Annotated in this window: 15 protein-coding genes; 8 read left to right on the top strand and 7 right to left on the bottom strand. The window is 72.0% G+C overall.

The features are described from left to right. Nucleotides 1-20: 20 nt before the first annotated feature. Nucleotides 21-125 (bottom strand): small membrane protein MtfM, encoded by a 105-nt coding sequence (gene mtfM, locus CS0771_RS39365; protein WP_275411636.1) that lies wholly within the window; start codon nucleotides 123-125, stop codon nucleotides 21-23. An 11-nt stretch (nucleotides 126-136) separates the two neighbouring features. Between mtfM and CS0771_RS04650 the strand changes: the two genes are divergently transcribed. Further along, nucleotides 137-538: a DsrE family protein gene (locus CS0771_RS04650; RefSeq protein ID WP_212839924.1), complete on the top strand. Its 402-nt coding sequence runs from the start codon at nucleotides 137-139 to the stop codon at nucleotides 536-538. 248 nt (nucleotides 539-786) lie between these two features. Here CS0771_RS04650 and CS0771_RS04645 read toward each other — a convergent pair whose 3' ends face one another. The 6 genes from CS0771_RS04645 to CS0771_RS04625 form a co-directional block, all read right to left on the bottom strand. Then, a complete protein-coding gene (locus tag CS0771_RS04645) occupies nucleotides 787-1308 on the bottom strand; it encodes a hypothetical protein (protein WP_212839923.1) in 522 nt (173 codons plus the stop codon). A gap of 312 nt (nucleotides 1309-1620) precedes the next feature. Next, nucleotides 1621-1953, bottom strand: a complete 333-nt coding sequence (locus CS0771_RS04640) for a DUF1416 domain-containing protein (protein WP_203742060.1) — start codon at nucleotides 1951-1953, stop codon at nucleotides 1621-1623. A 5-nt stretch (nucleotides 1954-1958) separates the two neighbouring features. Further along, nucleotides 1959-2807 carry a sulfurtransferase gene (locus tag CS0771_RS04635; protein WP_203742058.1) on the bottom strand — a complete coding sequence of 283 codons (849 nt, stop codon included), beginning with the start codon at nucleotides 2805-2807 and terminating at the stop codon, nucleotides 1959-1961. Between the two features lie 247 nt (nucleotides 2808-3054). Beyond that, nucleotides 3055-3132: an Ms5788A family Cys-rich leader peptide gene (locus CS0771_RS39585; protein ID WP_330164811.1), complete on the bottom strand. Its 78-nt coding sequence runs from the start codon at nucleotides 3130-3132 to the stop codon at nucleotides 3055-3057. Nucleotides 3133-3226: 94 nt separating this feature from the next. Continuing rightward, on the bottom strand, nucleotides 3227-3934 hold the full coding sequence (locus CS0771_RS04630) for a DUF2993 domain-containing protein (protein ID WP_212839922.1): 708 nt from the start codon (nucleotides 3932-3934) through the stop codon (nucleotides 3227-3229). Next, nucleotides 3931-4914: a hypothetical protein gene (locus tag CS0771_RS04625; protein WP_239125451.1), complete on the bottom strand. Its 984-nt coding sequence runs from the start codon at nucleotides 4912-4914 to the stop codon at nucleotides 3931-3933. Before CS0771_RS04625 ends, CS0771_RS04630 begins: the two co-directional genes overlap by 4 nt. A 394-nt stretch (nucleotides 4915-5308) precedes the next feature. Here CS0771_RS04625 and CS0771_RS04620 point away from each other — a divergent pair, with 394 nt between their 5' ends. The 7 genes from CS0771_RS04620 (at nucleotide 5309) to pstB (ending at nucleotide 12754) form a co-directional block, all read left to right on the top strand. Further along, nucleotides 5309-6049 carry a response regulator transcription factor gene (locus tag CS0771_RS04620; RefSeq protein WP_212839921.1) on the top strand — a complete coding sequence of 247 codons (741 nt, stop codon included), beginning with the start codon at nucleotides 5309-5311 and terminating at the stop codon, nucleotides 6047-6049. Nucleotides 6050-6179: 130 nt separating this feature from the next. Next, entirely contained in the window at nucleotides 6180-7130 is a 951-nt protein-coding gene (mshD, locus tag CS0771_RS04615) for a mycothiol synthase (RefSeq protein ID WP_212839920.1), read from the top strand. Between the two features lie 44 nt (nucleotides 7131-7174). Then, nucleotides 7175-8680 carry a hypothetical protein gene (locus CS0771_RS04610; protein ID WP_212839919.1) on the top strand — a complete coding sequence of 502 codons (1506 nt, stop codon included), beginning with the start codon at nucleotides 7175-7177 and terminating at the stop codon, nucleotides 8678-8680. Between the two features lie 177 nt (nucleotides 8681-8857). Next, entirely contained in the window at nucleotides 8858-9919 is a 1062-nt protein-coding gene (gene pstS / locus CS0771_RS04605; protein WP_244870600.1) for a phosphate ABC transporter substrate-binding protein PstS, read from the top strand. An 86-nt stretch (nucleotides 9920-10005) separates the two neighbouring features. Further along, on the top strand, nucleotides 10006-10992 hold the full coding sequence (gene pstC / locus CS0771_RS04600; protein ID WP_212839917.1) for a phosphate ABC transporter permease subunit PstC: 987 nt from the start codon (nucleotides 10006-10008) through the stop codon (nucleotides 10990-10992). Continuing rightward, nucleotides 10989-11903, top strand: a complete 915-nt coding sequence (pstA, locus tag CS0771_RS04595) for a phosphate ABC transporter permease PstA (RefSeq protein WP_212839916.1) — start codon at nucleotides 10989-10991, stop codon at nucleotides 11901-11903. The genes pstC and pstA overlap by 4 nt, the downstream gene beginning before the upstream one ends. 59 nt (nucleotides 11904-11962) lie before the next feature. Next, a complete protein-coding gene (pstB, locus tag CS0771_RS04590) occupies nucleotides 11963-12754 on the top strand; it encodes a phosphate ABC transporter ATP-binding protein PstB (protein ID WP_244871306.1) in 792 nt (263 codons plus the stop codon). Nucleotides 12755-12781: the final 27 nt, after the last annotated feature.

Below are 12781 nucleotides of genomic sequence, written 5' to 3'. Positions count from 1 at the left end.
GGCTGCCCCGGGACGACGGCTCACCAGCGTCCCCGGGAGATCTTCACGGCCAGGTAGGCCAGGCCACCGGCGAGCGCACCGAAGCCCGCGACCAGCAGGCTGACGAACCCGATCTCGGTGACCACGAGTAGATCCTATGAGTACGCCCCCGCACGCCGTGCGTAGGCTGTCGGACGTGGCACGCAAACTGATCGTCAAGACGACCGCCGGGGCCGACGCGCCGGAGCGGTGCGCGCAGGCCTTCACCGTCGCCGCCACCGCCGTGGCGGCCGGGGCCGAGGTGTCGCTGTGGCTCACCGGCGAGTCGAGCTGGTTCGCACTGCCCGGCCGGGCCGCCGAGTTCGAGCTGCCGCACTCCGCCCCGCTGCCCGACCTGCTGGCCGCGGTCCTGGCCGGGGGCACGGTCACCCTGTGCACCCAGTGCGCCGCCCGCCGGGACATCACCCCCGATGACGTCATCGCCGGCGTACGCATCGCCGGCGCCGCCGTCTTCGTGGAAGAGACCCTCATCGACGGCGCCCAAGCCCTCGTCTACTGAAGGAAGGGCACCTTCTTAACGCTATGCGTTGTAGAAGGTGCCCTTCCTAACGCCTCTGGGTCGGGTGGCCGCTGCGCGGGTACATGATCGCTGGTTCGTGTCACAAAGTGCGGCCAGACCACACTTTGTGACACGAACTCGCGATCATCGCGCGGGTGGGCGGTGCCGACCGGCGGACGGCTCGGCCGGTCCGCAGTTGAGCGCGGCCTGGGGCTGAGCGCGGGTCCAGGGCTGAGCGCGGGTCCGGGTCAGGGCACGCGGCAGCCGGTGATGAACTCGACGGTGACCGTGCCTTCGCCGCTGACCTCGCCGCGCACCGCCACGTAGTTGCCGGCGTCCCAGTAGAACGCCTCCTTCGGGCCGTCGGCGGGCCGGGTCTGGGCGTCGGGGAGCCCGGCGGCGATGTCCTGGACCGTGCCCGGCTCGGCCCCGACGGGGCCGCTGAGCGTGAGCGTACGGGTCGCGTTGACGCCGTCGCGGGCCGCGCTGAGGCGGCAGTCGCGCTCGGCGTACCCGCCGTCCTGGACCGTCCAGCCGGCCGGGATGCGGGCGGTGACCGTGCCCATCGCCTGCTCGACGGTGGCCTTGGCGTCCGTGAGCGTGGTCTGGTCGCGCAGCGACGGCGGATCGTTGCGGGCCGACCAGATCGCGAGCACCACCAGCAGCAGCGCCCAGGCCGCGACGAGGGCCGTCCACAGCCTGCGTCGGCCGGGCGGCGTCTGCGGCTCGGGCTGCGGGGCCGTCTCGGGAGCTGGCGCGTCGATCGTCACGCGCTTCATGGTGTCACGCCCCCGCAGCGCCGTTCACCGCACCGGGCAGCGACGGCCGCGGGAAGCCGCCACGCCATCCACGCGGCCACCACGGTCGAGGAAACCCGCCTCGCCATCCACCCGGCCAAGCCAGCCGCACACTCCACCAACCCCGCCGCGATGATCGCGGTCTCGTGTCACAAAGTGAGGCTGGACCGCACCTTCTGACACGAGACGGCGATCAAGACTTCCAGCCCAGCCCCAGACGTTAAGAAGGGCACCTTCTACAACGCATAGCGTTAAGAAGGTGCCCTTCCTTGCCTTGAAGGCAGGCTAGGCGACGGCGAGGGAGACCTCGTTGACGCCGCGGTCGGCGGTGACGGTCGCGTCGCCGTTGCCGAAGCGGGACAGGGCGCGCAGCTGCCAGGTGCCCGGCGCGGCGAAGAAGCGGAACTGGCCCGCCGGCGAGGTCACGACCTCGGCGGTGAACTCGCCCGTGCGGTCGAGCAGGCGGACGTACGCCCCGGCGACCGGGTCACCGCCCGCCGCCTGCACGATGCCGGTGATCACGGTCTCCTTCTCCAGGTCGACGCTGAGCGGCAGCGGGGCGGCCTGGTCGGGTGCGGCGCAGCCGGCCGCGACAGTCGAAGCGGTCTGTGCGGTCATGTTGATCACGCCTTCCCGGGCTCGTCGCCCAGTGCCACCGGCACGCCGACCAGCGAGCCGTACTCGGTCCAGGATCCGTCGTAGTTCTTCACGTTCTTCTTGCCGAGGATCTCCTGCAGCACGAACCAGGTGTGCGAGGAGCGCTCGCCGATGCGGCAGTACGCGATGGTGTCCTTGCTGTCGTCGATGCCGGCCGCGGCGTAGAGCTCGGTCAGCTCGGCGTCGGACTTGAAGGTGCCGTCCTCGTTCGCGGCCTTGGACCACGGCACGCTGATCGCGGTGGGGATGTGGCCCGCCCGCTGCGCCTGCTCCTGCGGCAGGTGCGCGGGGGCGAGCAGGCGGCCGGCGTACTCGTCCGGGGAGCGCACGTCGACCAGGTTCTGCACGCCGATCGCCTTGACGGCGTCGTCGCGGAAGGCGCGAATGGACAGGTCCTGGTCCTTGGCGACGTACTGCGTCGCGGGGCGGGAGACCGCGTCCTTGGACAGCGGGCGGGCGTCGAGCTCCCACTTCTTGCGGCCGCCGTCGAGCAGCTTGATGTCGCCGTGGCCGTAGAGCTTGAAGTACCAGTAGGCGTAGGCGGCGAACCAGTTGTTGTTGCCGCCGTACAGCACCACGGTGTCGTCGTTGCCGATGCCGCGCGAGGACAGGAGCGCCTCGAACTGCTCCTTGTTCACGAAGTCACGGCGGACCGGGTCCTGCAGGTCCTGGCGCCAGTCCAGCTTGACCGCACCGGCGATGTGGCCGCCGTCGTACGCGGTGGTGTCCTCGTCGACCTCGACGAACACCACGCCGGGTGCGCCGATGTTCTTTTCGGCCCAGTCGGCCGAGACGAGTGCGGAGTCGCGACTCATGGATGATCTCCCTTGGGATATGTCTGGTGTCGTAAACGTCTGGGTGTGGTGACGCCACGGGGAGCACGAGCGGGAGAAACAAAAACGCCGCCGCGTACGGGTCCACAGGGGGTTCACCGGGTACATGGCGACGGCGGCAGCTGACTGGCGGGGATGGCCGGCTCAGCGGTGAGCGGCTGGGTGCGAGTCAGGTTAAGGCTGCTAGACGATCACAAAGCGCGATCGGGTGCGCGTTATCGTGCCGCCGTCAGAGGACGGGGCAACACAGGCACGTGGCCACGCGGCACAGGTCGACCGCGCGCCGCTTGGTAAGCAGCGGACTCATAGTTGGTGACCCTACCAGCACGGTCCTCATTTCGGGAATGTGTCGTCCACCATCCGGGATCGGCCGCCCGGATGGTGATCCGATTCCGCGCTGGTCAGGCGAGCTGCACATCGGTGGCGGCGAATGCCACCTGGAGGCCGGTCTGCTCGGTGGTGACGTTGCTCAGCTTGAGCTCGAACGGCAGGTTGGGCGGGCGCAGCGTCACCGCGAGCCGGTCCTTGTACGCGTCGATGATCGACTGCCGGATCGAGCCGGCCACGCCGCGCAGCTCGGTCACCCGCAGCCGCACCCGGCCGCCGTCCACGACGGTCACCTCGGCCTTGCCGCTGACCCTGCCGATCAGCGGCACGTTGCCGCTGACCTCGACGATCCGGTCGCCCGCGGACGTCAGCGTGATGCCGGACAGGCCGCTGGCCTTGACGAGGTCGGCGTAGGACACCGTGGCGACGCCTTCGACCCGGGCCGCCACCGGCCGCGCCGTGTCGTTCATCAGCTCCTTGAGCGGCGCCTCGACGTCGAACGCGGAGACGGTGAGCAGCGGCAGGGGCAGGTCGCCGCCCTTCAGGTCGCGCATGGTCAGCTCGATCTCGTCGTACCGGCCCGCGGCGACCTGGGTGAGGAACGGGACGCCCCTGATCGCGACCTCGGGCGGCGTGGACGTGATGCCCTGGCTCTGCATCCGCGCGGCGACCCGCTCCGCGATCTCCCGCTCGCCGTAGTGCACGCCGACCCGGTCCGCCACGGCGAGCAGGATCCCGAGGACGACCAGCAGCACCGCGGTGATCATGAGGAACTTCCTCATGCGGGCACCAGGAAGGCCACGCTGATCACGTACGCGACCGGCGCGGCGAGCGCGAAGCCCGCCAGCGGGCCCTGCATGTGCCGGGCCAGCCACATGGTCGGCGCCTCGCCGGCCAGCTCGCGGCCCGCCTCGGCGAAGCCGATCGTCAGGTCGGCCAGCACCGCGGCGCCCGCGGCGGCCATGCCGACCAGGGCGGCCTCGTGCGGCGTGAACGCCACCAGGTAGCGGCCGATGACGGCGGCCGCGGCGGTGCCCAGCATGGCGCCGAGCACGATGCCGGCCGAGCCCCGGGGGACCTGGTCGGCCAGGCGCGGGTACGGCGCCACGACGTCGGTGAGCCGCGCGACGCCCAGGGCGATCGCGCTGGCGATGAGACACACCACGATGGCTTGGGTGCCCACCGGGATGCGAGTCAAAACAATCAATGTGGCGAACGAGACCACGCCCAGCACGATCACGACGGTCGAGGCGAGCGACTCGGAGACCTGCACCCGTCCCTCGGGCCGGATCATCTGGCCGACGATGCCCGCGACCAGGCCGGCGGCGGCGACCGCGCCCAGCGGCGCGATCGTGGCGACGTCGGGGTAGATCGCGGCGACGTCGGCGGCGAGCGCGGCCAGCACGCCGACCGTGGCGACGACCTTCACCGCCGGCGGGTTCATCGCCATGGTGGTCGCGAAGACGTAGAGCAGCTGCGCTCCGAAGATCACGGCGGCGTACGGCAGCCGCCCGGCGCCCACGCCCGCGGTCTGCGCGCCCATCACCAGCCCGACGCCGAGCAGCAGCGCGAACCCGGCGACGGCCAGCGACAGCAGCCGCCGCACCGGCACGAACTCCAGCTCGGCGCCGTCGTCGAGGAGGTCCTCGTCGTCGTCCTCTGGCTCGGCGGCGCGGCCACGGCGGCCGCGCTCCTTCACGCTGACCGTGTCCTCCCGGCGGGAGCGCGGGTTGGGTTCGGCCGCGCCGCGGGACGCGGGCACGGGAACGGGCGCAGGACCACGGCCGGCCGGGCCGGGGCCGGGCCGGTGCGGCCCGTCGAACTGGGGGCCGGGTGACCTGCGATTACGGACGCTGTCATCGGGAGGGGAACCGAGCACGCAACGATCGTGCCACCTCACCCCCCAAGAGCGCACCTCACCGGTGGCTGAATGGGGCGAGCTGACCGGCGTTGCTTGCGACAAGCGCGAAAGCTGCTCGAAACATTCGGCAATGCGCAGCCGTGATGAGTGACAAATGTATGAGGTGCTGGTATTTCTATTGGTCTCGACTATGCTTCAGCTTTACCCGCCCGTCAGCGACGCCGGGACCGACGTGAGGCCAGCCACGCCCCCATGTGCTGCTCGCGCGGCCCAGCCGCGAGGACGGAGGCGATCCGTGGAAATCCTGCTCCTGGTCACCGCACGCGCCGGTGAGCCGTCGGCCGTGCTCCCCGCACTCGACCTGCTGCCGCACACCGTGCGCACCGCACCCCGCGACGTGCGCAACCTGGTGTCGGCCCCCAGTCCGGACGCCGTGCTGGTCGACGCGCGCTCCGAGCTCTCCGATGCCCGCGCCACCTGCCGCATGCTGCACGCCACCGGGATCGGCGTGCCGCTGATCGCGGTGGTCACCGAGGCCGGGCTGGTCGCCGTCAACGCCGACTGGGGCGTGGACGACGTGGTCCTGGCCGGGGCGGGACCCGCCGAGGTCGAGGCCCGGCTGCGCCTGGCCGTCGGCCGGCTGACCTCGGCGACCGCCGCCGCCGGGGGCCTGATCCGCGGTGGCGAGCTGACCATCGACCCGGACACCTACGCGGCGAAGCTCAAGGGACGCCCGCTCGACCTCACCTACAAGGAGTTCGAGCTGCTGAAGTTCCTGGCGCAGCACCCCGGCCGGGTGTTCACCCGCGACCAGCTGCTGCGCGAGGTGTGGGGCTACGACTACTTCGGCGGCACCCGCACCGTCGACGTGCACGTGCGGCGGCTGCGCGCCAAGCTCGGCTCGGAGTACGAGGCGATGATCGGCACCGTGCGCCAGGTCGGCTACAAGTTCGTGGTGCCGTCCTCGCGCCAGCAGCTGGCCGACCGGGAGCTGGCCGAGGCCGCCGAACTGCTCGCCGAGCTGCCGTCCCGCTGATCCGCACGATCTCTGCTCGGCTCGTGCCCGCGACTCACCGCCGCGGGCACGAGCCGTTCCCGTATGTGACGCGCGTCCGCCCGCCTTGCGAGCGCGATCCGTTTTAATCGCAGGCGGCTACGCTGGCGCCATGATCGGGCATGCCGAGCGGCGCGACCGGCTGACACCGGACGAGGTCGCCGCCGTCGCCGAGCTGGCGCGCGCGGCCGGGGACACCGACGGGGCGTACCCCCTGTCCGAACACACCGTGCTGCACCTGCGGCATGGTGGTGACGCCCCCGCGGTGCACCTGGTGGTCCGCACGCCCGACGGCGAGCTGGCCGGCTACGCGCACGTGGACACCACCGACGCGGTGGACGGACCGTCCGCGGAGCTGGTCGTGCACCCGCTGCGCCGCCGCCACGGCCTGGGCCGCGCCCTGGTCACCGCGGCCATCGCGGCGGCGGCCGAGGCGGACCCGGCGGGGCGGCTGCGGCTGTGGGCGCACGGCGACCACCCCTCCGCCAGTGCACTGGCCCTGTCACTGGGCTTCCGGCGGGCGCGGGTGCTGTGGCAGATGCGCCGTTCCCTGTTCGCCGAGGTGCCCCAGCCCGAGCTGCCGGACGGGGTGGCGCTGCGGCCGTTCCGGCCGGGCGTGGACGACGAGCCGTGGCTGGCGCTGAACGCGCGCGCCTTCGCCGACCATCCCGAGCAGGGCCGGTGGACGCTGCGCGACCTGCGGGTGCGGATGGCCGAGCCGTGGTTCGACCCGGACGGCTTCCTGCTCGCCGAGCGCGGCGGCGCGCTGGCCGGGTTCCACTGGACCAAGGTGCACGGCGAGCTGCGCCGCGACGCCGAGGCGGGCGGCCGCACCCACCACCACGACCCCATCGGCGAGGTGTACGTGCTCGGCGTGGACCCGTCGGCGCACGGCACCGGCCTGGGCCGGGCGCTGACCGCGGCCGGGCTGCGGCACCTGCGGGCCCGCGGGCTGGACCAGGTGATGCTGTACGTCGACGAGTCCAACACCGCGGCCACCGCGCTGTACCAGCGGCTCGGCTTCGCCCGCTGGTCGACCGACGTGCTGTTCCAGCGAAGCTGAAGCGGCCCCTTCCGCACCGCTGTGAGATCCATCACCATCTAGGCATGGCCACCGCCGCGCCGCCGCCCGTGCCCGCCGATTTCGTCGAGTACGCCACCCGGCGGCTGCCGCCGCTGGCGCACGCCGCGCGGCAGCTGCACGGCGACGACGCGTCGGCCGAGGCGCTGGCCCGGGAGCTGCTCGTCTTGGTCGCGCTGCGCTGGACCCGGCTGCGCGCCGCCGACGAGGAGTATCACGCCGAGCCCGGCGCCGCCGCCGACCGCTACCTGCACCGGCTCTTCGAGCGCGAGGTGCGCGACGCCGCGCCGCGCCACCGGGTGCGGCTCGACCTGGACCGGGCCCCGGCGGAGCGGTGGGACGACCTCGCCGCCGACCCGGCGGACGAGGCCGCCGCGCTGTGGACGCGGGGCCGGGCGCTGGTGCGGCGCCGCCTGCTGCTGGCCGGCGGGATCGCCGGAGCCGCCCTGGTCGCGACCGGGATCCGCGAGTGGTCCCGGCGGGGCGAGCAGGGCGAGCTGAGCGTACGGCCGTTCCCGTCCCCGCGGTCCGCGTCGCCGAGCTTCGTGATCGACCTACCCGGGGTGGAGCGCCTGCCGGACGCGGGGGAGCAGGCCAGGGCACCCCGCGCGCTGGTCGACCGGCTGCCGCGCGAACTCGTGCCGCCCGTGGCGCCGGAGTCGCTGCCCGCGCTGAGCGAGCGGCCGGTCGGGCAGGCGCTGGCGCTGCTGGTGCCGGACCGGTCGGCGTACGTGCTGGCGCTCGGGCGCGACGGGAGCTGGTGCCGGGTCGACTCGGTGGAGGAGCGGGTGGGCGCCCGCCTCGAGGAGGGCTCGCTGTCGCCGGACGGGTCGTACGCCGCGTTCACCGAGACCGCCGGGGTGCGGGTGGTCGACCTGGCGACCGGGCGGGCCCGGTCCTACCCGCGCGGGCCGCTGGCCATGAGCTGGGTGGCCCCGGGCCTGCTGCTGCTCGGGGTGGACGCGCTGATGGACGTGGCCACCGGCCGCCTGCTGCCCGTCCCGCTGGACGCGCGCGACGTCGCGGCCGTACGCCGTGCGCCGGGCCCGGAGCGGCCGGAGTCGCTGTTCGAGGTGCTGTCGGGGGACGCCTCCGGCGGGCCGGCCGTGCTGCGCCGGACCGACCTGGCCACCCGCCGGAGGCGCAGCTTCGTGATCGCCGGCGACGGCGCCCCGTACCTGGGTCCGTTCCTGGGCACCGGGTTCACGGTCGCGGGCGCGGGGGGTCTGGTCGCCCGCCGCTGCATACCGCACGGCCTGATGGCCGGAGCCGCCGTGGCCGTGCTGGAGCCGGCCACGGGCGCGCTGCGCCGGGTGCTGGCCGTCGACGAGGCGGCGGCCGGGGAGGTGCGCCTGCTGGGCTGGCTGGACCGGCGGCGGCTGCTGCTGAGCTGCACCGGCGGGCAGGGCGTGCCGCCGGGTCTGCGGCGCCGGGTGCTGGCCTGGGACCTGCGCGACGGGCGGCTGGGGCTGGTCGCGACGGCACCCGGCACCGGCGCGTTGTCCCTGGCCGACCTGGCCGGTGCGGTATGAGCGCGTTCACTTCCCGGCCACGCCTTGCTGCGCGGTCCGTCACCGCTGCTGTTTTGCCTGTTCACCCTGAGTTCACCTGAGACGGGAGAGCCGTCCACCTGGGGCGTGCAATGTCGGGGTCAGGCCGGCGACGGCCGTATCCCTGACTAGGAAGGCACCCCTGAAGTGAACCGTAACGTGCTCTCTCGGCGCGCGCTTGCGGGCGTTGCTATCGCCGCGCTCGCTCTGGCCGGCTGCTCCTCGAAGGAGGACCCGGCGACCGACCCGTCGGCCGGCGCCGGCTCCGGGCTGGCCGCTCTGTCCGGTGAGCTCAAGGCTTCCGGCGCGAGCTTCCCGAACACGTACTACCAGGAGGTCATCACCTCCCTGAAGGACGAGGCCCCGAACCTGAAGGTCACCTACAACTCGGTGGGCTCGGGCACGGGTAAGAAGGAGTTCGGCTCCGGCCTGACCGACTTCGCCGGTTCCGACAGCACGGTCAAGGACACCGACGGCGTTCCGGCGGGCACCTTCCTCTACGTGCCGACCGTGGCCGCGCCGATCACCATCTCGTACAACCTCAAGGGCGTGGACAACCTCCAGCTGAGCGCGGACACCCTGGCCAAGATCTTCCAGCGGGAGATCAAGACCTGGAACGCGCCGGAGATCGCCGCCGACAACCCGGGCGTGACCCTGCCCGCCACCGCCATCTCCGTGGCGCACCGGGCCGACGGCTCGGGCACCACCAACAACTTCACGAAGTACCTGGCCGCCGCCGCGCCGACCACCTGGAAGCTCGGCAGCGGCGACACCGTGGCGTGGCCCGCCGACACCCAGGGCGGCCAGAAGAACACCGGTGTGGCCCAGCTGATCCAGGCCGCCGACGGCGGCATCGGCTACGTCGACCTGGCCGACGCCACCGACGGCAAGCTGACCTTCGCCGCGATCAAGAACAAGGACGGCAAGTTCGTCAAGCCGACGCTGGAGGCCGCCACCGCCGCGCTCGCCGGTGCCGAGATCAAGGACGACCTGACCTTCAACCCGCTGAACGCGGCCGGCGCCGACAGCTACCCGATCACCGCGCCGACCTACCTGCTGGTGAAGACCACCTACCCCGACGCCAAGCAGAAGGAACTGGTCAAGGCGTTCGTGACCTACCTGCTGAAGGACACGAAGGACCTGGCCGCGGAGCTGCACTACGCGCCGCTGCCGGCCGAGCTGCAGACCAAGGCGCTCGCCCAGCTGGACAAGATCAGCTGAAGCTGATCTGACCTGAGCACGACCGGTGCGGCGGGTCCACCCGGATCCGCCGCACCGGCCTCAGCAGGCCACCCCTCGGAGTAGAGATGACTGTGCTTGACAAATCCGCTCAGCTGACCCGGAAGGACCGCGGCCGCCACGCCGATCGGCTCTTCTGGGCCGTCTGCGTGTTCGCGGGCCTCGCGGTGCTGATCATTCTGGCGCTGATCCTCGTCACGACCGTGAACGAGGCCTTCCCCGCGTTCTCCGCCGACTTCTTCACCAGCACGGAATGGATCCCGAACGACCCGGACGGCGACGGCCCGCGCGGCCCCGTCTACGGCACGCTCGCCTTCCTGTACGGCACGCTGGTGGTGTCGGCGATCGCCGTGGTGGTGGCCGTCCCGGTGTCGATCGGCATCGCGCTGTTCCTGACCGAGCTCGCCCCGCCGAAGCTGCGCGCCACCATCGTGACGCTGATCGACATGCTGGCCGCGGTGCCCTCGGTGGTCTTCGGCCTGTGGGGCATCCTGGTCCTGGCGCCGGCCATCGTGCCGGTCTACCAGGGGATCCACGACGTCGTGGGCGGGGTGCCGGGGCTGGGCTCGCTGTTCGGCGAGCCGCGCAGCAGCGGCCGGACCTTCATGACCGCGGGGCTCATCCTCGCCGTCATGATCATCCCGATCATCACGTCCATCTCGCGGGAGGTCTTCGCGACCGTCCCCGACTCCGACAAGCAGGCGGCCTGGGCGCTGGGCGCCACCCGCTGGGAGATGATCAAGGGCGCGGTGCTCCCGCACAGCTTCGGCGGCGTGGTCGGCGCGGTCATCCTCGGTCTCGGCCGGGCGATGGGCGAGACCATCGCGGTCGCCCTGGTCATCGGCAGCTCCGTGCAGATCACCGCGAACCTGTTCGAGAGCGGGTACGCGCTGCCGGCCATCATCGTCGACCAGTGGGGCGAGTCCACCGGTGACTTCCGGGCGGCCCTGATCGGCATGGGCGTGGTCCTGTTCATCATCACCGTCCTGATCAACCTCCTGGCCCGGGTCGTCGTGCGGCGCGCGGAGATCCGGATGAAGGGAGCCGCGGCATGACCGCCACCACCGCCGCCCGTCCGGCCGCGTCCGCGCCCGCCCCGGCGGACCTGCGGCGCTCCGCGCTGCCGCTGCGCCGCCGCGTGGTCGACGGCGTCTCCAAGGGCCTCATGGTGTTCGCCCTGCTGGTCGCCCTGGTGCCGCTGGGCCTGGTCATCTACAAGGTGATCGAGGCCGGTGCCGGTGTGATGAGCTGGGACTTCCTCATCGAGGACATCCCCAACTCGGCCCGCCGGGCCGGTGGCGGCATGGGCCCCGCGGTGGCCGGCACCCTGATCATCACCGGCGCCGCGGCCGCCATGTCGATCCCGCTCGGCGTGCTCGGCGCGATCTACCTCAACGAGTACGGCAAGCAGAACGCGCTGGCCCGGCTCATCCGGACCATGGCCGACGTGATGACCGGCGTCCCGTCGGTGGTCATGGGCCTGTTCGTCTACGTGTCGTACGTGCTGCTGGTCAAGGAGCAGTCCGGGTTCGCGGCGGCCCTCGCGCTCGGCTGCCTCATGCTGCCGATCATCATCCGCAGCACCGAGGAGATGCTCCGGCTCGTCCCGGACGAGCTGCGCCAGGCCAGCGCCGCGCTCGGCGCCCGGCGCTGGAAGACCACGGTCTCCGTGGTGCTGCCCGCCGCCATCTCGGGCATCGTCAGCGGCATCATGCTGGCGATCGCCCGTGCCGCGGGCGAGACCGCGCCGGTGGTGCTGGTCGCGGGCACCACGTTCGTCAGCAACTGGAGCCTGTCCGGCGACAACACGACGCTCGCCGCGCAGATCTTCAAGAACGCGGGCGAGTTCTTCCCGGCCGCGCAGGGACGTGCCTGGGGCGCGGCGCTCACGCTGATGGTGATCGTCCTGGTGTTCACCGTCGCCGCCCGCCTGATCTCCAGCCGCTTCGCCATCAAGGAACGTTGAGGATGACCATGAGCACCGACTTCAACCTGTCCACCCTCCTCCCGGGAGCCGCGCCCGCCATGCCCGCCGTTTCCGCACAGCCGGTGATGCAGCTGGAGAACGTCAGCGTCTTCTACGGCAACTACGAGGCCGTCCGCGGCACCACGATGGCGATCCGGGAGCACCAGATCACGGCGCTGATCGGCCCGTCGGGCTGCGGCAAGAGCACCGTGCTGCGCTCGCTGAACCGCATGAACGACCTGGTCAACGGCGCCCGCGTGGCCGGCAAGGTCACCTTCCACGGGCAGGACCTCTACGCCGCCGACGTGGACCCGATCCAGGTGCGCCGCCGGATCGGCATGGTGTTCCAGAAGCCGAACCCGTTCCCGAAGTCGATCTACGAGAACGTGGCCTACGGCCTGAAGATCAACGGGATCAAGGACAACATGGACGACCGCGTCGAGCAGGCGCTGCGCGGCGCGGCCCTGTGGGACGAGGTCAAGGGCAAGCTGAAGTCCAGCGGCCTGGCCCTGTCCGGCGGCCAGCAGCAGCGGCTCTGCATCGCGCGCGCGATCGCGGTCAAGCCCGAGGTGATCCTGATGGACGAGCCGTGTTCCGCGCTCGACCCGATCGCCACCGGCAAGATCGAGGATCTGATGCACGATCTCGCCGGGACGTACACCATCGTGATCGTCACCCACAACATGCAGCAGGCGGCCCGCGTCAGCCACCACACCGCGTTCTTCACCGCGGAGCTGGACGAGGCCGGCGTGCGCCACGGCCGCCTGGTCGAGTTCAACGACACCGGCCGCATCTTCACCAACCCCGGCGACAAGCGCACCGAGGACTACATCACCGGCCGCTTCGGCTGAGCCCCGGTCACATCGTCGAAGCTCCCG

Origin of the sequence: Catellatospora sp. IY07-71, assembly GCF_018326265.1 — a bacterium.
Lineage (GTDB): Bacteria > Actinomycetota > Actinomycetes > Mycobacteriales > Micromonosporaceae > Catellatospora.
This window is presented reverse-complemented; position numbering and strand designations above follow the sequence as displayed.

What these genes read in the sequence shown, in the direction of transcription:
- CS0771_RS04650 (WP_212839924.1), top strand. Translation starts at nt 137, where the DNA reads ATGAGTACGCCCCCGCACGCCGTGCGTAGGCTGTCGGACGTGGCACGC.
- CS0771_RS04640 (WP_203742060.1), bottom strand. Translation starts at nt 1,953, where the DNA reads ATGACCGCACAGACCGCTTCGACTGTCGCGGCCGGCTGCGCCGCACCC.
- CS0771_RS04635 (WP_203742058.1), bottom strand. Translation starts at nt 2,807, where the DNA reads ATGAGTCGCGACTCCGCACTCGTCTCGGCCGACTGGGCCGAAAAGAAC.
- CS0771_RS39585 (WP_330164811.1), bottom strand. Translation starts at nt 3,132, where the DNA reads ATGAGTCCGCTGCTTACCAAGCGGCGCGCGGTCGACCTGTGCCGCGTG.
- CS0771_RS04630 (WP_212839922.1), bottom strand. Translation starts at nt 3,934, where the DNA reads ATGAGGAAGTTCCTCATGATCACCGCGGTGCTGCTGGTCGTCCTCGGG.
- mshD (WP_212839920.1), top strand. Translation starts at nt 6,180, where the DNA reads ATGATCGGGCATGCCGAGCGGCGCGACCGGCTGACACCGGACGAGGTC.
- CS0771_RS04610 (WP_212839919.1), top strand. Translation starts at nt 7,175, where the DNA reads ATGGCCACCGCCGCGCCGCCGCCCGTGCCCGCCGATTTCGTCGAGTAC.
- pstC (WP_212839917.1), top strand. Translation starts at nt 10,006, where the DNA reads ATGACTGTGCTTGACAAATCCGCTCAGCTGACCCGGAAGGACCGCGGC.
- pstA (WP_212839916.1), top strand. Translation starts at nt 10,989, where the DNA reads ATGACCGCCACCACCGCCGCCCGTCCGGCCGCGTCCGCGCCCGCCCCG.
- pstB (WP_244871306.1), top strand. Translation starts at nt 11,963, where the DNA reads ATGCCCGCCGTTTCCGCACAGCCGGTGATGCAGCTGGAGAACGTCAGC.